A 20,442-nucleotide genomic window follows, 5' to 3' on the forward strand; every position below is an offset into this window, starting at 1 on the left:
CTCAGCGGCGCCCGGCGCGGGGCAGCAGCGTATCGAGCTCGGCAAAGAGCTGGTTTGGCTTGAAGGGCTTCTGGATCACGCGGTCGCCCGAAAAGGTCTCGAGATCATCCAGATCGCCATAGCCGGTGAGGAACACGGCAGGCAGGTCGGGGCGGCTGCGGCGCGCGGCACGGACGAAATCGCCGCCATTCATGCCGGGCATCGCGTAATCGACGACGAGGAGGTCGACCCCATCGGCGCGCGCAATGTTCTCGAGCCCCTCGCTGCCGCTCGCGGCCTCGACGACGCGATAGCCCTGCTCCCGAAGGAGCGAAGCGGTGACCTCGCGGACAGCATTGTCGTCGTCGACGAGGAGTATGGTGCTGTCGCCGCGCTCGGGGACCGCTTCGGGCTGGACTGCGGCGGACGCCATGGCCTCGGGCGCTTCGGCGCGGGGCAGGAAGACGTGGACCGAGGTTCCCTCGCCCAGGACCGTGTCGATCTTGACCCCACCGCCGGACTGGCGGGCAAAGCCGTAGACCTGGGCAAGCCCGAGCCCAGAGCCCTTGCCGACATCCTTGGTGGTGAAGAAGGGTTCGAGCGCCTTGGCGAGCACGTCCTCGCTCATGCCGGTGCCGGTATCGGCGACGGTGAGGCGCACATACTGGCCCTCGGGCAGGTCATCGCCTGCCTCGTCCGGACCGAGCGCGACATTGGCCGTGGTGATGGCGAGGCGCCCCCCGACCCCCATGGCATCGCGCGCATTGATGGCGAGGTTGAGGATGATCATCTCGATCTGTGTGGGATCGACGAGCGCATGCCAGAGCGCGTCATCGGGGTGGGTCTCGATCTCGACGCTGCCGCCCATGGTGGTCTGCAGGAGCTCGCGCATGGACGCGACGGTTTCGTTGAGATCGACCGGGCGCGGCTCGAGGCGCTGGCGGCGCGAGAAGGCGAGGAGCTGGGCTGTTAGCGCCGCGCCGCGATCGGCGGCGATGCGCATGTGCGAAAGGCGCCGCTTGAGCTTGGGATCGACATCGTCGCCCTCGAAGGCGCGATCGATGAAGTTGAGATTGCCCAGGATCACGGTCAGCAGATTATTGAAGTCGTGGGCGACCCCCGAGGTCAACTGACCGACCGCCTCGAGCCGCTGCATCTGGCGCAGGGCGTTTTCGGCGCGCTCGCGCTCTTGGATCTGCTCGCGCAGGAGCCGGTTGGCCTCGGCAAGCTCCTCGGCCTTAACGCGCTGCTCGGAGATGTCGCGGCCGATGGCGTAGATCATCTGGCCCGAGGGCACGGCCGTCCAGGAGAACCAGGCATCCGAACCATCGGCGCGCAGCATGCGGTTTTCAAAGCGCGTGGTGCGCCCGGTATCGCGCATGGCGTCGCGGACCGCGCGGATGCCGGCGAGATCATCGGGGTGGACGAACTGCGTCAGGGGCGCCGACAGCAGGGTCTCTTCGGAATGGCCGAGAATGGCCGTCCAGGCCGGATTGACCGAGCGCAGCCAGCCATCGAGATCGGCCACGGCAAGCAAATCATGGCTATGCTGCCAGATCTGGTCGCGCTCCTGGGTACGCAGCTCGACGCTCTGCTCGAGCGAGGCGGTGCGCTCGAGCATCGCCTCTTCCTGACGCTTCTGCTCGGTGATGTCCCGGAGGACGCCGACGAAGCGGACGCAGGCGCCATTCTCGAAAAGACTCTGGCCGCGCGCCTCTACCCAGCGCAATTCGCGGCCGGGGCGCAGGACGCGGAACTGGCGGTTGAGCTCGGTATTGCCGGTGGGCTTGTCGATATCGGCGATCGCCGCGGCGAGACCGGTGCGATCGTCGGGGTGGATGACGGCAAGAAACTGGCCGAGTTCCCGTGGCGGGCCATCGGTGAAGCCAAACAGATCCTCGCAGACCGCGTCCCACACGAAGCTGTTGGAGACGATGTCGAAATCCCAGCTGCCGAGCCCGGCGGCGGCAACCGCCAGGCGGGTCGAGATTTCGCTCGCGCGAAGGGCGCCTTCGGCCTTGCGGCGATCGGAGCGCTCGCGCGCCTCGGCGATGGCCCGGCGCACCGCGGCAGGCAGGCGGCGCAGATTGCGCTTGGTGATGTAGTCGACCGCGCCGTGCTGGAGGGCGTTGGTTGCGAACTCCTCGCCCACGACCCCAGAGACGAAGAGAAAGGGCACGTCGGGCAGGGCTTCGCGCGCAAGGGCGAGGGCCGCGAGCCCATCGAACCCCGGCAGCGAATAATCGGCAAGGATCAGATCCGGGCTGGCATCGAGCCCCGCAACGAAGCTCTCGCGGCTCGTCGCGCGCAGCATGTCGAAAACGAGCTCGCCGGCAGCCAGATGGCTTTCGAGCAGCTCGGCATCGATATCGCTGTCTTCCAGCAGCAGGATACGCAGTGGCGGGCGGGCAGCCGCGCCGGCAGGCGAACTAGAGGCCATTCGCACCCCTCGGAGGTGGTTCGTTGAGGACGGCCCAGAACATGCCCAGATCCTGGATGGCCTCGAAGAAGGCGTTGAAATCGACCGGCTTCACCACGAAGGCGTTGACGCCGACTTCGTAGCTGCGGAGCACGTCGCGCTCTTCGCGCGAAGAGGTCAGCATGACCACCGGGATGTGCTTTTGCATCGGATCCTGCTTGACCGTCTCGAGCACCTGCAGGCCATCGACCTTGGGGAGCTTCAGATCGAGCAGGACCACGGCCGGATTGCCCGGATCGCGCCCGGCAAAGCCGTTGCGTGCATAAAGATAGTCGAGCGCTTCGGCCCCGTCGCGCGCCACGACGATGTCATTGGCGAGCTGGCACTTGGCGAGCGCGGCGAGGGTCAGTTCGAGATCGCGCGGATTGTCCTCGACCAGAAGGATGGGACGCAGATCAGCCATCAGCCTGTTCCTCGTGTTTTGGGAGCCCGAAGGTGAAAGTGGCGCCATGGTCGAGTTTGCCTTCTGCCTTGATCCAGCCGCCATGCCTATCGATCACGCGCTTGGTCAATGCAAGCCCAATTCCGGTGCCCTCGAAATCCTCCACCCGATGCAGGCGCTGGAAGACCCCGAAGAGCTTGTCGACATAGGCCATGTCGAAGCCGACGCCATTGTCGCGGACGCGGTAGACGGTGCTGCCGGGGCGTGCTTCACCCGAAATGGTGATGATCGCCGGATCGCGGCCGCGGGAATATTTGAGTGCATTGGAGATGAGGTTGGTGAGCGCCTGGCGCAGGAGCGCAGCATCGCCCCAGCCCGGGGGCAGTCGATCGACCTCCCAGGTGACGTTGCGATCGACATGCTCGCCGGCGACGGAACGCCGGACCTCCTCGACGAGCTTGTTCATGTCCACCCGCGTCTTTGCCAGATGGGCACGCCCGAGCTGGGAGAAGCTCAGAAGGTCATCGACGAGATCGCCCGCGGCGAGCGCGGAATCGACGATGGACGTAAGATAGTGGCGCGACTTGTCGTCGAGCGCGCTCTCGCGATCGCGCAGCAGTTCGGCATAGCCCACGATGTGACGGAAGGGCGCGCGCAGATCGTGCGACACCGAATAGGAGAAGGCCTCGAGCTCCTTGTTGGAGCGTTCGAGTTCCTCGGTCAGCTGCGCGCGCTCCTCGGCGCGCAGAAGCACGAAATTGACGAGCGCGTTGCGGAAATCCTCAACGCTTTCGACCTCGGCCCGGCTCCATGGCTCGGCGCGCAGGCGTACCTGCTCCTTCCACTGGTCGAACGACGTACGCGGATGGAGCCGCTCGGCCGTGCCGGTCGCCGGCTTGTTCGGATCACCTCCCCAACTCACCGTGCGCACGACCTCCGGACGGAACCACATCACATAGCTGGCGTGAAGCTGCGAGATCGAGGCGGCGACCAGCCCGCTCGCCACATCGCCAAACGTGCGCGCGGCGGGCAGGTTCCGCGACAGCTCGTCGGTGACGAAGACGTCCTGGGGCACGTTCTCGTGAAGATGCTCGGCGATCATGCGGATCTGGTCATCGGTGGGGGTATTGCCGACCTGCCGGACGGCCCCATCGACGAGGATGGCGGCGCCGTCGGCGCCGGCAAGATCCATCCAGAGCCCGGCATGCTCGGCAAGCCCGCTCTGGAGGCTCTTCGCGCGGGAGAGCCGGGCGACGAGCTCGGTCTCGCGCTGCTTGAGGCGGATGCGGGCGGCCGCATGGGCCCCGCGCTCGAGCGAACCGATCTGGAGCGCCAGGATCTTGGTGGCGAAATTGCACGCCGAACGGGCCTGTGGCGAGACGCGGCGGGGCGTCGCGTGGTGGCAGGAAATCAGCCCCCAGAGCTGGTCCTCGACGAGGATCGAAATCGACATGGAGGCGAGCGTGCCCATGTTGCGCATGTATTCGAGATGCACCGGCGAGACGCTGCGCAGCCCCGCAAAGCTCATGTCGAGCGGCCTGCCGTCGAGAGGACTTTCGGCGGGCGCGACAGGCACGGGCTGGTAGGCGGCATCTGGGATGAGGCGGAGGGGATTGAGCCGGTAAAGTTCGCGCGCCTGGGCCGGGATGTCGCTCGCGGGGAAGCGAAGCCCGAGATATGAGGGCAACACCCCGTCGCCGGATTCGGCGATGACGGTGCCGTGCCAGTCCTTGTCGAAGCTGTAGCAGAGGACGCGGTTGAACCCGGTGATCGCGCGGACCTCCTCGACGGCGAGCGCGGCGAGGGCATGGAGGTTTTCCACCCCCACGACGCTGTCGGCGAGAAGCTGCAGCCGCGGGTAAAGAGTGTCGAGCGTCTCGCCGGCCTCGGGCGGGGTGGGCTCGAATTCGAGGATGGTGCCCTGATCGGTGCGGTGGCCGACGACCTGATATTCGACCCCACCAAGGGTGAGCGAGCGCAGGAGCGTCGCCTCGCCCGACCTGACCCAGCCGACGAGACCGGGCCCGAGCAGGTCAGCGGCGCTGGCGCCCGCGAGGATGCCCGCGCCGAGCTGGCTCGCCGCGTTGGTGCTGGCCTGGAGGATCTCGAGGCTCTCGGGGGCGAGCACGAGGAGCACGCCATGGGGCTGGATGCCGCCCGGAATGCGGATCGGCTCGCGCGCGCAGGCGTCGAGATCGAGCGCAACCGGATCGATGGGGGTGTCGGTCGTGGGCTCAGTCATGGATGCGGGTCCGGCAGGGGGGCGAGCGCAGGGGCGAGCCAGCTCTGGAGCAGGGTGAAGGTCTCGTTTGCGGCATGGATCACCTCCTCATCGGTTTCTGGATCCGCCCCGGCCTCGAGGTCGCGGCGAAATGCGTTCCACATCGATCCGGCGTGGGCGCCGTAGGGATCGAAATAGGCGATGCGGGCGAGGCGCGGATCGCCCGAGCGGGCGAGCGCACGCCCGATGACGCGCCCCCCGAGGGTCGAGCCCTCGAGGACGTAGCAGGCCCCGAGCGCGCCGGGGGCGGTGTCGGCGATCGCCGCGGCGGCATCGGCGCGCGGCAGGGCGTCGAGCGAGGCCCCGTCATGCCCCAGGGCGACGAGGTCGGCCCGCAGCGCCCCAAGCCGTCCGCGCCCCGCCATCAGTCCCTCGGGCAAGCGGAGCGCAAAGAGCGGTTCGAGCACGGCGTGGATGCCATGGAAGCGCTCGAGCAGGCCGCGCAGGCGGGGCATATCGGCCGCCATGGCATCGATATCCATGCCGGCCTCGAGCCGATGGTGGGCGGTGGCGGTGCCGGCCTTCAGCCGCTCGCCGAGGGTGGGCCTGTGCAGGGATGCGAGCATGGGTATCCGGCCGCGTTTCACTCAAGATCGCGGACGCGCAGCGCCGATCTCCGTTCAGGTTCTAGCATAGCGGCGCGGGCGCGCCAACCGAGCGGGAGAGGGCCAGATCAGACGGGCGCGATGAGCCGGTGCGCGCAGAGGTCGGCAAAGAGCGCCTCGACATCGCCGCCGATGATCTGGCGGGGCATGGCGGGAAAGGCGCAGGCGAGGATATCGGTCGCCTCGGCGATCGAGACGGGGTCCTCGAGGAGGTTCCAGACGCCGGTGGCGAGCTGGTTGAGGTGGAGCACCGCCTGCTGCGTGTCATCGATGAGGAAGAGTTCGCCATCGATGGCGCGGACCCCGATGCCGAGCGCGCGGCGATAGGCGCGCTGGGCGTCGAGCCCGGGGCGGATGCGCTCGACGAGGTCGTTCTCCTCGAGCGGCAGGGGCGATCCGGGGATGGCGCCCGAAACGAGGCTTTCGGCATCCCTGGGCCAGACGCGGAAGGCATCGCAGAGAAGAGCGGCGACTTCGTCGAGGTCGGAATAGAAGAGCCGCAGATTGAGCGTGCGGGTCATCAGGGTTTCCATCGCGGCGGCGAGCTCGGCGGCGGGGCGCTCGTGCGAGAGATTGCGCAGGAGCAGGTGCTGGAGCGTTTCGCTGCGGCTCGCGGCGGCAAAGCCTGCCGGCCCGTCGACGCGCCGGTCGAGAAGGATGATGGCGCCGATGGGCGCGGTGCGGCCATGGGGGACGAGGCGCGGCGCATCGAGATAGGCGTAGCGCGTATCGGCGGGCCCGGCATGATGGGCGAGGAAATCGCGGAAGGGACGGCTCGCAGAAGCGGGCAGCGGCAGGCGGAGGCGCGGCGGGACGCCGAGCGCCATCCCCTGTCCGCTCGCAGGGTGGATGGGGAGCATGTCGTCGCAATAGAGCGCCACGGGCTCGGCGGCGAGGCGGGCGGCGAGCGTGCTCTTGCCGGCCCGGGCATGTCCGGCGATGACGACCAGGCGCCCGCCGATCTCGAAGGCCGCGCAGTGGAGGCAAAGCATGTCGGTATGCTTTTCGAGGAAGGCGCGGGCGATATCGACGATGGCGCAGCAGGCGGCCGAGACGGAGGTGAGCCCGTCATAGGGGGTGTCGAGGGTGGGGGCGGTGCAGGAAAACGCGCGCCCTGTGCCGGTGATCGCGATGTCATCGCCCCCGCCGCGGGGGGCGGCGGGGGCTGCGGGCCAGAGCTTCAGAACGCGGGACAGCGCTCCGGCCACGGGCTCGGCATTCTCAAAGACGACCGTCCGGTCGGTTCCGGCAAAGCGGAGGGCAGAGACTTCGCCCCTCGCCCCGGACCGGGACGCGTCCATGATCTGCCCTGCCCGCATGACGCTCATTCTCGACCTCAGCGGCTGCCGCCGAAGATGCGGCGCATGTGACGGCGCCACTCGGCATCGGTCATCATGGGGCGGCGGCCGGGGCGCGAGGCGGCGCTGGGGGCGCTGAAGCTGCCGCCCCTGCGGGAGCCGCCCGAACGGGCCGAACTGCCGCGGCTCGGGGCACTGAAACTTGCCGCGCTCGGCGCGCTGTAGCTGCCGCCCGAGGCGCGGGCCTGGCTCAGCGAAAGCATGACGGGGGCCATATAGGCCGCACCTGCCGCAAGGCCCAATCGTGCAAGCATCTGGCGGCGCCCGATCCTGTTTCCGTTACCGTTGTCGTTGATCCCGTCGGTCATGTCCATATTCCCTGTTCGACTGTGACGAGGCCCAGCCAGTTCCTGGACCGATGCGACGAGAACGGAAGGGAAAGCGGTTTATTCCACGAGGCAGCGTTTTTTACTGCTCGAGAGCACAAAAAGGCTCGGCGCCGACGAGCCCGAAGCCGAAGACCGGGTCGCGGCCGGGTTCGCCCAGATCGCGGACGCGCGCGACGAGCCGCTCGCGGCGCGCCTCGGGGGTGAGGCCCGGCTCGGCGGCGATAAGGGCGGCGACCGCCGCAGTGACGAAGGGCGCGGCATAGGAGGTGCCCGAGCGGAAGCGGCCGCCCGAGACCGATGCGGCGGTCCAGAGCTGGACGCCGGGGGCGGCAAAGGCGATGTGCGGGCCGGCGCTTGCCTGGCGATAGACACGTTCGGCCGCGTCGATGGCGGTGACCGCGAGGACCTCGGGATAGGCCGCAGGATAGAGCGGCGGGGCGGCGGGACCGGCATTGCCAGCGGCAGCAACGAGGCTCACCCCGCGCGCCGCAAGCGCCCTCACCGCATCGGCGAGCAGAGCGTTGTCGGGGCCAGCAAGGCTCATGTTGACGACGCCGACGCCGGCTTCGGCAAGCCGGTCGAGCGCGCGCAGGAGCGAGAAGGCGTCAGCCATCTCTTCGCCGGCGCTCGTGTGGAAGGCCTCGATGGCGACGAGCTCGGCCTCGGGCAGGAGGCCCGGCGTGCGGCTTGCGGCATCCCCCACGAGGAGGGCCGCAATGGCGGTACCGTGGGTGCGGCCGGCCGGGTCGAGCCCCGCCTGGTCGAGCGCGACGATTTCGAGCGCCCGCCCCGCAAGCGCCTCGTGATCGGGGTTGATCGGGCCATCGATCATGCCGATGCGGGCGCGGATGGTGCAATCGGGGGACGGCCGCCAGCCCACCATGTCGAAGGCCGCGCAGCCTTCATCGGTGCAGGGGAGCTCATTGGGCCGGTAGAGCCCGTTGGGCGCAACCAGAGCATCGGGCAGGAGGGAGGCGATTTCGGCCCGGGCGCTGTCGACGGAGCGCCCGGGGGCGAGGCGGATCCGCGCCAGATGCGCCTCGATGAGCCCGAGCCGCTGGCTTGCGACGATTTCGAAGCCCGCCGCGCCCAGCCGGTCGAGATCAGCGCTATTGCGGAGCGCGACGACGAGCTCCTCGCGCCGGGCCGGGCGGGATGGCGCGGAAAAGGAGGGGGCCGAGAAGGATGGAGCCGAAAAGCTCCCATCGGAGGCGCGGGCGCCGCTCAGGGGCAGGACGACCGGGGCGACATAGGCAATGGCGGCGGCAAGACCGAGCCGGCCCAGGAGCCGCCGGCGCGCCGGATCGGCGGGGCCGTCTCCCATCCCGTCCCTGCCATCCTGCGCCATTGCCCGCCCTCCGTTCGCACCGGTCTTGCCCGGCCGCGCCATGCGGACCAGTCTTGCCCAGAACGGCGGGGCGGCGCAATTATTCCGGATGTTCCGGGAATAAAGCGGCGGCGACGCCGTTTTCAGAGGCAAAGGCAGTCGGAGGAAGGCTTTGGCCGAAGACATCCGCTACGGCATCGTTGCGCTCCTGCCGCGGCTCAGGGGGTTTGCCCATGCGCTCGCGGGTAATCGCGCCGATGCGGACGACCTCGTGCAGCAGACCTGCGAGCGGGCGCTCAGAAACAGTGCGAGCTTCACGCCGGGGACGCGGCTCGACAGCTGGCTCTATCGGATCATGCGCAACCTCTTCATCGACGGGCGGCGCGCGCGACGCCCGTCGGTTTCGATCGAGGACGAGGCGGTGGCGGAAACCCTCGCCGGGGAGGACGGGCGGCGGGTCAGCGAGGCCCGTATCGCGCTCGGACAGACCGAGGCGCTGATCGCCGCGCTGCCCGAGGAACAGCGCTCGGTGCTGGTGCTCGTCTGCATGGAGGGGCTGCGCTATCGCGAGGTGGCGGAGATCCTCGACATTCCGATCGGCACGGTGATGAGCCGGCTGGCGCGGGCGCGCCTCGCGGTGGCCGAAGGGCTCGAGGGCGGACAGAGCGAGACGGCCGGAGACGATCGGGCGGAAAGGACGGGACGATGAACCCAGAGGATGTGACCGACGAGATGCTGATGGCCTTCGTGGATGGCGAGCTCGAGCCCGAAGAGGCCGAGCGGATCGCCGCGCTTTCGGGACGGGACAGCGGGATCGGGACGCGCATTGCCCGGTTCGAGCGCTCGCGCGCGGCGGTGGCCGGCGCGTTCGGCGCGGTGCGGAGCGAGCCGGCGCCCGACTGGCTGGTGCATGCGGCGCTGGGGGCGACCCCGATCGCGAGCGCGCGGCGCGCTGCGGACACCCGCAAGGGTTTCGGGCAGAGGCTCGGCGCCTTCTGGAGCCGGGACGGGCTTGCGGTCGCGGCTTCGCTGGTGCTCGTTGCGGGGCTCGGGGGCTATCTCGCCTCGGGCCTGCTCAGGAGCGAGGAAACGCCCTTCCTTGCGCGCGCAACGAGCCCCGAACTGCTCGACAGGCTGGCGCTGGCGCGATCGGGCGAGACGGTGCGGGTGGCGCAGGTTTCGGCGACCCCGATCGGGAGCTATCCCGTCGCGGGCGGCATCTGCCGGATCTATGAGGCGAACGCGCAGGCGGGTGCGGGGCTGCGGGCGCTGGCCTGCCATGTGGAGGGACAGTGGCGGGTGCCGCTGGCGGTGCGACAGGGGAACGGGCAGAGCTACCAGACCGCGAGCGCGGCAGCGCTCGGCGCGGTCGATGCCTATCTCGATTCCATCGAAGCGGGCAGTGCGCTCAGCGCCAATGAGGAGGCGGCGCGGATCGCGGCGGGCTGGTAGGCCGACCCCGATTGGGGTTGGCCTTCGCGACGGCGGGCGCTACAAGTTCGGCCGCGCCATGGGAGATGGCGCAGGGAGAGCCCGCCATGGCCGAAATCGCCTTTCCGGCACCCGACCCGGAGATCCTCGCCCGGCGCGACGCGATCGTGGCCGGGCTCGCGCGCCTCGTGGCGCCCGAATGCCTCATCACCGAAGCGGACGGGCGACGGCCCTTCGAGACCGATGCGCTGACCGCATATCGGCGTCTGCCCATGGCGGTGGTGCTGCCGCGCACGACCGAGGAGGTGAGCGCGGTGCTCGGCTTTCTCAACGCCGAGGGCGTGAAGGTTGTGGCGCGCGGCGCGGGCACCTCGCTGGCGGGCGGCGCCATTCCGCAGGAGGACGCGGTGGTGGTCGGCGTCTCCAAGATGAACCGCATCCTCGATATCGATTATGCGAGCCGCACGATGCGGGTCGAAGCGGGGATAACCAATCTGGCGGTCACGGGCGCGGTGGCGGCGGACGGCTTTTTCTACGCGCCCGACCCCTCATCGCAGCTCGCCTGCACCATTGCGGGCAACATCGCGATGAATTCGGGCGGCGCGCACTGCCTCAAATACGGGGTGACCACCAACAACATCCTCGGGGTGAAGATGGTGCTGATCGACGGCACCGTGGTGGAGCTGGGCGGCGACGCGCTCGATGCGCCGGGGCTCGACCTTCTGGGGCTCGTCATCGGCTCGGAAGGCCAGCTCGGCATCGTCACCGAGGCGACGCTGCGCATCCTGCATGCGGCCGAAGGGGCCCGGCCGGTGCTGTTCGGATTTCCGACCAGCGAGGCGGCGGGCGCGGCGGTGGCCGCGATCATCGGGGCGGGGATCATCCCCGTCGCGATGGAATTCATGGACCGCCCCGCGATCGCGATCTGCGAGGCCTATGCCAAGGCGGGCTATCCGCTCGACGTCGAGGCGATGCTGATCATCGAGGTCGAGGGCTCGGACGCCGAGATGGACGCAACGCTCAAGCGCATCATCGCCATCGCGCAGGCGCATGGGGTGACGACGATCCGGGAATCGCGTTCGGCAATGGAGACGGCCGCGATCTGGAAGGGCAGGAAATCGGCCTTCGGCGCGACGGGGCGGGTGGCCGACTACATCTGCATGGACGGCACGATCCCGACCGGGCGGCTGCCCGAAGTGCTGCGGGCGATGGAGGAGATCGCGACGGGCTACGGGCTCAGGGTCGCCAACGTCTTTCATGCCGGGGACGGCAACCTCCATCCGCTCATCCTCTACAACATCAACGATCCGGACGAGCAGGCGCGCGCCGAGGCGGCGGGCAACGACATCCTCAAGCTCTGCGTGGATGTCGGGGGATGCCTCACCGGCGAGCACGGGGTGGGGATCGAGAAGCGCGAGCTGATGACCCATCAGTTCGCCCCGGTCGACCTCGAGCAGCAGATGCGGGTGCGGGCGGTGTTCGACCCGGCATGGCTGCTCAATCCGGCCAAGGTGTTTCCGCTCGAGGGGCGGTGGCAGGGCCGATGAGCGTGCTTTTTCCCAAGGACGAAGCCGAATGCGCCGGGCTCGTGGGCGACATCGCGGGGCGCGGCGAGACGCTCGAGATCGTGGGCGGGGGCACGCGGGCGGGGCTCGGGCGGCCGGTCGAGGCCACGCACCGGCTTTCGAGCGCGCAGATGAGCGGCATCACGCTCTACGAACCCTCCGAACTCGTGATCGGGGCGCGGGCGGGCACGCCCGTTTCGACGATCGAGGCGGCGCTCGCCGAGAAGGGGCAGATGCTGCCCTTCGAGCCGATGGATCATCGCACGCTCTATGGGCAAACGGGCGAGCCGACGATCGGGGCGGTGGCGGCGGCCAATGTTTCGGGCCCGCGCCGGATCAGCGTGGGGGCGGCGCGCGACCACCTGATCGGCGTGCGCTTCGTCAACGGGCGGGGCGAGGTGGTGAAATCGGGCGGGCGGGTGATGAAGAACGTCACCGGGCTCGACCTCGTCAAGCTCTCGGCGGGCGCGCATGGCACGCTCGGGGTCTTGACCGAGGTGATCTTCAAGCTGCTGCCGCGTCCCGACGCCTCGCTGACGCTCGTCTTTCGCGGGCTCGGGGATGCCGATGCGGTGGGGCTGATGAGCCTCGCGCTCGGCTCGCCCTATGAGGTTTCGGCGGCCGCGCACCTGCCGGCGGAGGCCGATTTTTCGGGCCGCACGCTGATCCGCATCGAAGGGTTCCCGGCCTCCCTCGCCTATCGGCGGGACCAGCTCGTGGCGCGGCTCGCCGCCCATGGCGCAGCCGAGGCGCTCGAGGGGGAAGCCGAAGGCGCGCTCTGGGCGCGGGTGCGCGACTGCGCGCCACTCGCCGGGGACGGCACGGGCGAAGTCTGGCGCGTCTCGGTCGCGCCGGCGAAGGCCGCAGGGTTCGTCGCGGGGCTTTCGGAGGCGGGGATCGTGCGCCATTTCTACGATTGGGGCGGCGGGCTCGTCTGGCTTTCACGGGCGGCAGGCGCTCTCGATGACGGGGCGATCTTTGCTGCGGCAGCAAGGGCCGGCGGGCATGCGATGCTGGTGCGTGCGCCCGACGCACGGCGGCGGGCGGGCCCGGTGTTCCAGCCGCTCTCGGCGGGCGTGATGGCCCTGACGGCCGGGATCAAGGCGAGCATCGATCCGGGCCACGCGATCAATCCCGGGCGAATGTACGAGGGGCTCTGAATGCAGACCAGTTTCGCGCCCGAGCGGCTCGCCGACAGCCAGATCGCGTCCTCAGAGAAGATCTTGAGGACGTGCGTCCATTGCGGGTTCTGCACGGCAACCTGCCCCACTTACGTCTTGGGCGGCGACGAGCTCGACAGCCCGCGCGGGCGGATCTACCTCATCAAGGACATGCTCGAGAACGACAAGCCGGCGAGCAAGGCGGTGGTGACCCATGTCGACCGCTGCCTTTCCTGTCTTTCCTGCATGACCACCTGCCCCTCGGGCGTGCACTACATGCATCTGGTCGATCATGCGCGGGCCCATATCGAAAAGACCTATCGGCGCCCGCTGGCCGACCGGATGGTACGGCGGCTCCTGGGCTTGGTGCTGCCGTACCCCGCGCGGTTCCGGGCCGCGCTGGTCGCAGGAAAACTGGCGCAGCCCTTCCGCGGCCTTCTGCGCGCGCTGCCCGGCGGGATGCGGCTCGATGCGATGCTGGGGCTCGTGCCCGCGCGCCTGCCCAAGGCCATTCGCACGTCCGCGCCCGCCATGGCGACGCCCCCGAGCGCGCGGATCGTGATGCTCGGGGGCTGCGCGCAGACGGTTTTGAAGCCAGCGATCAACGCGGCGACCGATCGGCTGCTGGCGCGGCTCGGGGTCGAGGTGGTGGCGGCGCCCGGCGAGGGCTGTTGCGGGGCGCTCGTCCACCATATGGGCGACGAGGCGGGGAGCCACCGCTTCGCCCGCGCCAATATCGATGCCTGGACCAGGGTGATCGAGGCGGACGGGCTTGACGCGATCATCATCACCGCATCGGGATGCGGGACGACGATCAAGGATTACGGCTTCATGTTCCGCAACGACCCCGCCTATGCCGAAAAGGCGGCGCGGGTGTCGGCACTGGCCATGGACATCACCGAATTCCTCGCCACCCGCGCCATCGCGCCCACGATCGCGACCGGGCAGGTGGTAGCCTATCACTCGGCCTGCTCGATGCAGCATGGCCAGCAGATCAAGGACCAGCCCAAGACGCTGCTGAAGGCGGCGGGGTTTGTGGTCAAGGACGTGCCCGAGGGCCATATCTGCTGCGGATCGGCAGGCACCTACAACATTCTGCAGCCCGAAATCGCCGGCCAGTTGCGGGCGCGCAAGGTGGCCAATATCGAGCGGGTGCGGCCGGAGATCATCGCCACGGGCAATATCGGGTGCATGACGCAGATCGGGCTCGCGACCGGCATCCCCATCGTCCACACCATCGAACTGCTCGACTGGGCGACGGGCGGGCCGATGCCGGCCGAGCTCGAGGGGCGCATCGGGTCGGACGGGAAAGACGCCACCGCGCCGGTCGCGGCGCAATAGCACAAAGGAGGCCGCAATGGCACGGACCGCATTCATCGGGCTCGGGGTAATGGGCTTTCCCATGGCGCGCCACCTGCTGGCCAAGGGGCATGAGGTGACGGTCTACAACCGCACCGGGACGAAGGCAGAAGCGTTTGTTGCCGAGCATGGCGGCAGGAGCGCGCCGACGCCGCGCGCGGCCGCGAAGGGCAATGAATTCGTCTTCTGCTGCGTCGGCAATGACGAGGATCTCCGCTCGGTGACCCTCGGGGCGGACGGCGCTTTTGGGGGGATGGACGCGGGCGCGGTCTTTGCCGACCACACCACCGCCTCGGCGGATATCGCGCGCGAACTCGGCGCCGCTGCCGAAGCGGCCGGGTTCGGCTTTCTCGACGCGCCGGTCTCGGGCGGACAGGCGGGCGCCGAGAATGGCGTGCTCACCGTGATGGCGGGGGGCGAGGCAGACGTCTTTGCGCGCGCCCGGGCGGTGATGGAGGCCTATGGCCGCTCGGTCAGCCTGATCGGGCCGACCGGTTCGGGGCAGCTGGCCAAGATGATGAACCAGATCTGCATTGCCGGAGTGGTCGAGGGGCTCGCCGAGGCCATTCATTTCGGCAAGCGTTCGGGGCTCGACATCGAAAAGGTGATCGGGGCGATCTCGGGCGGGGCAGCGCAGAGCTGGCAGATGGAAAACCGCTGGAAGGCGATGGACGAAGGCGCGTTCGACTTCGGCTTTGCGGTCGACTGGATGCGCAAGGATCTCGACATCTGCCTTGCCGAAGCACGCCGCAATGGCGCGAAACTGCCGCTGACCGCGCTCGTCGACCAGTTCTACGCCGAGGTGCAGAGCCTTGGTGGCAAGCGCTGGGACACTGCGAGCCTGATCGCCCGGCTCGAGCGCGACTGAGCCCAAAGCACGGCCATTTACAGCTGATTAGGCGTTCTTGCCTAAGGTGGTCCCGATCGCGCCAGAAGGCGGCGGCCTCGGGGGTACCAGAATGGACATCGCAACGATTGTCGGCCTGATCGTAGGGGCCGCGGTGATCAGCTTTGCGATCTATCTGGGCGGCTCGTTCATGGCGTTCGTGGACGCCCCTTCGATTCTGATCGTGATCGGGGGCGGGTTCGCCGCGACGCTGATCCGCTTCCCGATGATGGGGATCGCCGGGGCGCTGGTGACCGGGGCGCGCGAAGCCTTCATCCACAAGAAGCGCGAGCCGCGCGAACTCATCAACACCCTTGCCCAGATGAGCGAGACGGTGCGCCGCTCCGGCCCGCTCGGTCTCGAAGAGGTCGAGATCGACGAGCCCAACCTCAAGAAGGGCGCCCAGTTCATCGCCGATGGCTATGAGGGCGGGTTCATCCGCGAATCCATGGAGCTGGCACGCGACCAGTACCTGACCCGGCTTTCTGAAGGGCAGCGCGTCTTCAAGTCGCTCGGGGACGCCGCGCCCGCCTTCGGGATGATCGGCACGCTGGTGGGGCTCGTGCAGATGCTGGGCAATATGGAGGATCCCTCCAAGATCGGCCCGGCCATGGCCGTGGCGCTCCTGACGACGCTTTATGGCGCGGTGATCGCCAACCTCGTCTGCCTGCCCATGGCCGACAAGCTTTCGGCCAAGCTCGACGTGGAGGAGATCAACCAGACGCTGATCATCGACGGCGTGCTGGCCGTGCGCGAGGGGCTGAGCCCGACGCTGATCCGCGAAAAGCTCGTCGCCTATCTGCCGGAGAACCAGGACAAGCCGCTCGAGGCGGCGGCTGCCTGATGGCCCGCAAGAAAGCCAAGGCCGCGGGCGTGCCGGAATGGCTCGTCACCTTTGCGGACCTGATGTCGATCCTCGTCTGCTTTTTCGTGCTCATCATCTCGTTCTCGATACCCGACGAGGAGCGCCTGCAGGTGGTGGCCGGCTCGATGCGCGACGCCTTCGGCATGGTGGACTGGGCACGCCGGGCCGGCGTGATCGAGCGCGAGGGCAACCCCAACCGGGAGCACATGCGCATATTGAGCCCCGAGGAGACCCGGGAAAGCCTCGACATCGCGACCGAGCCGCATGACGCCGACGAGCAGCGGGCGAACCTGCCCAACACGGCCGCGGGCCTCCATTCGGAGACCGAGCAGAGCCGGCAGTTCGCGCTGGCGGCGGCAAGCATCAGGCAGGCCTGGCAGCAGATGCCGGACGTGACGCGGATCGCGGACAATCTGCTGGTCGAGGAAACACCCGAAGGCCTCGCCATCCGCATCATGGACCAGCAGGGCCGGCCGATGTTCGCCGAAGGCGCCAAATACCCCTTCGAGGCGACGCGCCGGGCGATCGCGGCGCTCGCGCCCATTCTCGCGCGCCTGCCCAACCCGGTCGTCATCACCGGTCATGTGGCCGCGGGCGCGGTCTATCCCGACCCGCGCTATGATGGCTGGCACCTGACCGCTGACCGCGCCAATGTGGTGCGCGGCATTCTCGAGGAATTCGGGCTTCCGGGCGGGCGCATCCATTCGGTGGTGGGCCGCGGGACCGGGCAGCCGCTCTTTGCCAACGACCCCTACATGTCGGCGAACCAGCGGGTCGAGATCCTGCTGCGCCACGAAGCGCCGCCCGTTCCCGCCGATCTCAGGCCGTGAGGGCGCTCAGACGAGGCGCTTGCCATCTTTATCGATCACGACCTCGCCATCTTCCTTGGTGAAGGGGCCGATATCGGGATTGGGGAGAATGTCGAGCACCAGTTCGGAGGGCCGGCACTGGCGCACGCCCTTTTCGGTGACGACGAAGGGGCGGTTGATGAGGATCGGGTGGGCGAGCATGGCCTCGATCAGCGCCGCATCGGACAGAGCGGGGTCATCGAGCCCCAGTTCGGCATAGACCGGTTCCTTGGTCCGCATCGCCTCGCGCACGGTGAGACCGGAGCGCGCGATGAGATCGCGGAGGGTTTCGCGTGTCGGCGGGGTTTCGAGATAGGGCACGATCTCGGGCTCGACGCCGGACTGGCGGATCATGGCGAGGGTGTTGCGCGAGGTGCCGCAGAGGGGGTTGTGGTAGATGGTGATGGTCATTGCGGGTTTGCCTCGAAATGGTGCTGGGTTCGGTTGGCGAAGGCGACGAGCGAGAGCATGACGGGCACCTCGACGAGAACCCCGACCACGGTGGCGAGGGCGGCGCCGGAATTGAGCCCGAAGAGCGAAATGGCGACCGCGACCGAAAGCTCGAAGAAATTCGAGGTGCCGATGAGCGCGCAAGGGGCGGCGACGTTGAAGGGCACCTTCCACTTCCAGGCGGCGAAATAGGTGAGCCCGAATATGCCGTAGGACTGGATGAGTAGCGGGATGGCGATCAGCAGGATGACCAGCGGATTGGCGAGGATGGTCTCGCCCTGGAACCCGAAGAGCAGGACCACCGTGGCAAGCAGGCCCAGCACCGAGGCGGGCTTGATGCGGGCGGTGAAGGCGGCGATCCGGCCGGTATCGGGGTTGCCGCGCAGCAGGATGGCGCGGGTCGCGATGCCGGCAAGGAGCGGGACGACCACATAGAGCCCGACCGAGAGCAGGAGCGTCTCCCATGGGATTGTGAACTCGGTGAGCCCGAGCAACAGGGCGACGATGGGGGCGAAGGCCACCACCATGATGGCATCGTTCACCGAGACCTGGACGAGGGTGTAGTTCGGATCGCCGCGCGTCAGCTGGGACCAGACGAAGACCATGGCGGTGCAGGGGGCAGCGCCGAGGAGGATGAGGCCGGCGATATACTGCTGGGCATCGGCAGGCTCGATCAGCGGGGCGAAGACGATGTTGAAGAAGAAGACCGCGAGCAGCGCCATGGTGAAGGGCTTGATCAGCCAGTTGACCACGAGCGTCAGCACCAGCCCCTTGGGCTGGCGACCGACCTGTCCGATGGCGGAGAAATCGACCGCCACCATCATCGGATAGACCATCGCCCAGATCAGAAGCGCGACGACGAAGTTGACCGAGGCGTGTTCGAGCCCGGCAAGGCCGGCAAAGAACCCCGGCAAGAGATTGCCGAGCACGATGCCGGCAAGGATGCAGAGCGCCACCCACACCGAGAGCCATTTTTCAAAGAGGCCAATGCCGGCGGGCGCGCGCAGGGTCGGGGATGGGGAGGTCAAGCGGAATGGTCCGATGTGTGGCCGATGGCGTCGAGCTCGGACTTCAGCGCGAGGCGGTCGAGGCTGGAAATGGGCAGGTTGAGCAGGAGCGAGATGCGATTGCCCAGCATGCGGGCGGCTTCGGCGAAGGCGTAGCGGCGCTCGGCCTCGGTGCCGGTGGCGGCAGCCGAATCGGGGACGCCCCAATGGGCGGTCATGGGATGGCCGGGCCAGATCGGGCAGGCTTCGCTCGCGGCGGCATCGCAGACGGTGAAGATGAAATCGAACCGCGGCGCATCGGGGCCGGCGAATTCATCCCATCTCTTGGAGCGGGCAAAGCCGGTATCGATGCCCAGACTGCCGAGCAGTTCGAGAGCATAAGGGTGAACCTCGCCCTTGGGGTGGCTGCCGGCGGAGCGGGCGATGAAGCGCCCCTCGCCGTCTCGGTTCAGCAGGCCTTCGGCGATGATGGACCGGGCCGAATTGCCGGTGCACAGGAACAGGACGGAATAGGGCGTGTCACGCACAGCAGGCCTCGGGCTCTGGTTGCAGGCATTGCAGATTGGCAAGAAGGGGCGCGCAGACTTCGGCACGGCCGCCGCAGCAATCCTCGAGGAGGAAGGCGACGAGGGCGCCCGCGGTCGCGTAGCTCGCGCAATAGCGGATGACCCGTCCCTCGCGGGTCGCGGTGACGAGGCCGGCGCGCGCAAGAGCGGAAAGATGGGTGGAGACGGTGTTCTGCCGGCCCTCGACCGCATCGGCGATGGCGCCTGCAGGCATGCCCCCGGGCCCGGCCGCGACGAGCCGGCGGAAGATGGCGAGGCGGGTCGGCTGGGCGAGCGCGTCGAGCGCGAGGAGAGCGTTTTCTGTATCCATATATCTGGAAATATCGATATGTAGTGCGCCCGTCAAGCCGTTCACAAGAGGGTCGATGACGGCAACTTTCCCCGCGCGGGCACGTTGGTCGGTCTTGATTCAACAAGGGAAGCGGGCATACCCGCACAGGTGAACCATGCGCATTCTGCACGCCTTTTCCATTCTCGCACTTCTGACGACCCCCGCCCTCGCCCAGGAGGCGACGCCCGAGGGGACGTGGCGCGACAGCTATGGCACGACGCTCCAGCTCTCGCTTTGCGGCGACGGCACGCAATTGTGCGCCACGCTGGTCGACGTCCACGGGGATTCGCGGACCGAGGAAAACCTCGCCTATGTGAACCAGCAGATCATGCAGGCGGAGATGACCGCGCCAAATCAGTGGAGTGGCACGGTGATCTTCGATGGCAGCGAAGCCGCGAGCACGGCGACGCTGGTGGCGGCCGATACGCTCGAGATCCAGGGCTGCCGCGCGGCCATCCTCTGCCAGACCCTCTCTTTCACCAGGATCTGAGAGAGAGCCTATCGAGGGCGGGCGCCGAGCCTGCCCTCTTCTTTTGCATAAAGTCCGGGCATTTAATGCATTTGCCTGCCGATTGGGTCATTCCCTAATGTGCCGCAGCCGTTTCGGCCAATGAAGGGAAATCCAATGAGACTTTCGATCGCCCTCGCAGCACTGATGCTCGCGACCCCTGCCCTCGCCCAGGACCTGCCGCTCCTCAATCAGATCGAGATGTTCGAGGCCGCCAAGGGCGACGGGCTGACGGGCGTTGCGCGCAAGACGCTGCCGGTCGATGCCCGGCCGGCGGTCGAGGGTGAGATCGTCGTCAGCATCATTCCAGGGGAAGGGGTTGAAACGCAGTCGCCGCCGGCGAGCGCGGGCGATTGGGTGGTGCGCAACCGATGCTTCGAGAACGTCGAGGACAATCCCGAAATCCTCGTCCGCGCTGCCCGCTTCCCCGAGCGCTACGGCCCGGCTCAGTCCGAGCCCGACGATGGCGGCTATAGCGAATTCCACCCCACTGGCGTCGAGATGGAATATTTCATCGTGACCGAAGAAACGGGCGAATTCCAGTTCACGGCGCCCTGGGGCGAGCCGATGGTCGCGCGGCCCGGCGACGCCATCGTGCAGATCCCCAATGATCCGGACGATACCTATCGCATCGCGCGGGTCGAGTTCGACTGCACCTATGAGGTGGTCGAGCCGGCCGCCGAGTAGGACAATGCGCCGGCTCCACCAGGGGCCGGCGCTTTTCTT

Annotated in this window: 21 protein-coding genes; 10 read left to right on the forward strand and 11 right to left on the reverse strand. The window is 68.2% G+C overall.

The genetic code is table 11. From position 1 onward, the window contains the following. Window position 1: 1 nt before the first annotated feature. The 7 genes from EMQ25_RS15700 to EMQ25_RS15730 form a co-directional block, all read right to left on the reverse strand. Window positions 2–2,419, reverse strand: coding sequence for a response regulator (locus EMQ25_RS15700; protein ID WP_127189556.1), 2,418 nt, complete (start codon window positions 2,417–2,419; stop codon window positions 2–4). Then, entirely contained in the window at window positions 2,409–2,861 is a 453-nt protein-coding gene (locus EMQ25_RS15705; RefSeq protein ID WP_127189557.1) for a response regulator, read from the reverse strand. Before EMQ25_RS15705 ends, EMQ25_RS15700 begins: the two co-directional genes overlap by 11 nt. After that, window positions 2,854–5,082: an ATP-binding protein gene (locus EMQ25_RS15710; protein ID WP_127189558.1), complete on the reverse strand. Its 2,229-nt coding sequence runs from the start codon at window positions 5,080–5,082 to the stop codon at window positions 2,854–2,856. Before EMQ25_RS15710 ends, EMQ25_RS15705 begins: the two co-directional genes overlap by 8 nt. Beyond that, complete coding sequence (locus EMQ25_RS15715) at window positions 5,079–5,687, reverse strand: biliverdin-producing heme oxygenase (RefSeq protein ID WP_127189559.1); 609 nt, start codon at window positions 5,685–5,687, stop codon at window positions 5,079–5,081. Before EMQ25_RS15715 ends, EMQ25_RS15710 begins: the two co-directional genes overlap by 4 nt. Window positions 5,688–5,794: 107 nt before the next feature. Next, window positions 5,795–7,054: a PqqD family protein gene (locus EMQ25_RS15720; RefSeq protein WP_127189560.1), complete on the reverse strand. Its 1,260-nt coding sequence runs from the start codon at window positions 7,052–7,054 to the stop codon at window positions 5,795–5,797. Window positions 7,055–7,062: 8 nt separating this feature from the next. Further along, window positions 7,063–7,392 (reverse strand): hypothetical protein, encoded by a 330-nt coding sequence (locus EMQ25_RS15725; protein ID WP_127189561.1) that lies wholly within the window; start codon window positions 7,390–7,392, stop codon window positions 7,063–7,065. A gap of 100 nt (window positions 7,393–7,492) precedes the next feature. Continuing rightward, window positions 7,493–8,761 carry a S8 family serine peptidase gene (locus EMQ25_RS15730; protein WP_127189562.1) on the reverse strand — a complete coding sequence of 423 codons (1,269 nt, stop codon included), beginning with the start codon at window positions 8,759–8,761 and terminating at the stop codon, window positions 7,493–7,495. A gap of 151 nt (window positions 8,762–8,912) precedes the next feature. On the opposite strand from EMQ25_RS15730, the gene EMQ25_RS15735 reads away from it, so the two are divergent. From EMQ25_RS15735 to EMQ25_RS15770, 8 genes are all read left to right on the forward strand, one after another. Then, window positions 8,913–9,449, forward strand: a complete 537-nt coding sequence (locus tag EMQ25_RS15735; RefSeq protein ID WP_127189563.1) for an RNA polymerase sigma factor — start codon at window positions 8,913–8,915, stop codon at window positions 9,447–9,449. After that, window positions 9,446–10,192: an anti-sigma factor gene (locus EMQ25_RS15740; protein ID WP_127189564.1), complete on the forward strand. Its 747-nt coding sequence runs from the start codon at window positions 9,446–9,448 to the stop codon at window positions 10,190–10,192. The genes EMQ25_RS15735 and EMQ25_RS15740 overlap by 4 nt, the downstream gene beginning before the upstream one ends. 86 nt (window positions 10,193–10,278) lie before the next feature. Continuing rightward, window positions 10,279–11,718, forward strand: coding sequence for an FAD-linked oxidase C-terminal domain-containing protein (locus EMQ25_RS15745; RefSeq protein WP_127189565.1), 1,440 nt, complete (start codon window positions 10,279–10,281; stop codon window positions 11,716–11,718). After that, a complete protein-coding gene (locus tag EMQ25_RS15750) occupies window positions 11,715–12,896 on the forward strand; it encodes an FAD-binding protein (RefSeq protein WP_127189566.1) in 1,182 nt (393 codons plus the stop codon). The genes EMQ25_RS15745 and EMQ25_RS15750 overlap by 4 nt, the downstream gene beginning before the upstream one ends. Then, window positions 12,897–14,237, forward strand: a complete 1,341-nt coding sequence (glcF, locus tag EMQ25_RS15755; RefSeq protein WP_127189567.1) for a glycolate oxidase subunit GlcF — start codon at window positions 12,897–12,899, stop codon at window positions 14,235–14,237. Between the two features lie 16 nt (window positions 14,238–14,253). Beyond that, complete coding sequence (locus EMQ25_RS15760) at window positions 14,254–15,123, forward strand: NAD(P)-dependent oxidoreductase (RefSeq protein WP_127189568.1); 870 nt, start codon at window positions 14,254–14,256, stop codon at window positions 15,121–15,123. A 91-nt stretch (window positions 15,124–15,214) separates the two neighbouring features. Then, window positions 15,215–15,985, forward strand: a complete 771-nt coding sequence (locus EMQ25_RS15765) for a motility protein A (RefSeq protein ID WP_127189569.1) — start codon at window positions 15,215–15,217, stop codon at window positions 15,983–15,985. Beyond that, window positions 15,985–16,836: a flagellar motor protein MotB gene (locus tag EMQ25_RS15770; protein WP_127189570.1), complete on the forward strand. Its 852-nt coding sequence runs from the start codon at window positions 15,985–15,987 to the stop codon at window positions 16,834–16,836. Before EMQ25_RS15765 ends, EMQ25_RS15770 begins: the two co-directional genes overlap by 1 nt. A 6-nt stretch (window positions 16,837–16,842) precedes the next feature. Here the strand turns inward: EMQ25_RS15770 and arsC are convergent, their stop codons facing one another. The 4 genes from arsC to EMQ25_RS15790 are packed head-to-tail and all read right to left on the reverse strand — an operon-like array spanning window position 16,843 to window position 19,187. Then, on the reverse strand, window positions 16,843–17,265 hold the full coding sequence (arsC, locus tag EMQ25_RS15775; protein WP_127189571.1) for an arsenate reductase (glutaredoxin): 423 nt from the start codon (window positions 17,263–17,265) through the stop codon (window positions 16,843–16,845). Further along, window positions 17,262–18,332: an ACR3 family arsenite efflux transporter gene (gene arsB, locus EMQ25_RS15780; RefSeq protein ID WP_204570057.1), complete on the reverse strand. Its 1,071-nt coding sequence runs from the start codon at window positions 18,330–18,332 to the stop codon at window positions 17,262–17,264. Before arsB ends, arsC begins: the two co-directional genes overlap by 4 nt. Further along, window positions 18,329–18,838, reverse strand: a complete 510-nt coding sequence (locus EMQ25_RS15785) for an arsenate reductase ArsC (protein ID WP_127189572.1) — start codon at window positions 18,836–18,838, stop codon at window positions 18,329–18,331. The genes arsB and EMQ25_RS15785 overlap by 4 nt, the downstream gene beginning before the upstream one ends. Continuing rightward, window positions 18,831–19,187, reverse strand: a complete 357-nt coding sequence (locus EMQ25_RS15790) for an ArsR/SmtB family transcription factor (RefSeq protein ID WP_127189573.1) — start codon at window positions 19,185–19,187, stop codon at window positions 18,831–18,833. The genes EMQ25_RS15785 and EMQ25_RS15790 overlap by 8 nt, the downstream gene beginning before the upstream one ends. 136 nt (window positions 19,188–19,323) lie before the next feature. Here EMQ25_RS15790 and EMQ25_RS15795 point away from each other — a divergent pair, with 136 nt between their 5' ends. Together EMQ25_RS15795 and EMQ25_RS15800 are read left to right on the forward strand one after the other, a co-directional pair. Then, window positions 19,324–19,698, forward strand: coding sequence for a DUF2147 domain-containing protein (locus tag EMQ25_RS15795; protein WP_127189574.1), 375 nt, complete (start codon window positions 19,324–19,326; stop codon window positions 19,696–19,698). A gap of 135 nt (window positions 19,699–19,833) precedes the next feature. After that, complete coding sequence (locus EMQ25_RS15800) at window positions 19,834–20,403, forward strand: hypothetical protein (RefSeq protein WP_244606617.1); 570 nt, start codon at window positions 19,834–19,836, stop codon at window positions 20,401–20,403. Window positions 20,404–20,442 lie beyond the last annotated feature (39 nt).

The organism is Arsenicitalea aurantiaca, assembly GCF_003994485.1.
GTDB lineage: Bacteria > Pseudomonadota > Alphaproteobacteria > Rhizobiales > Devosiaceae > Arsenicitalea > Arsenicitalea aurantiaca.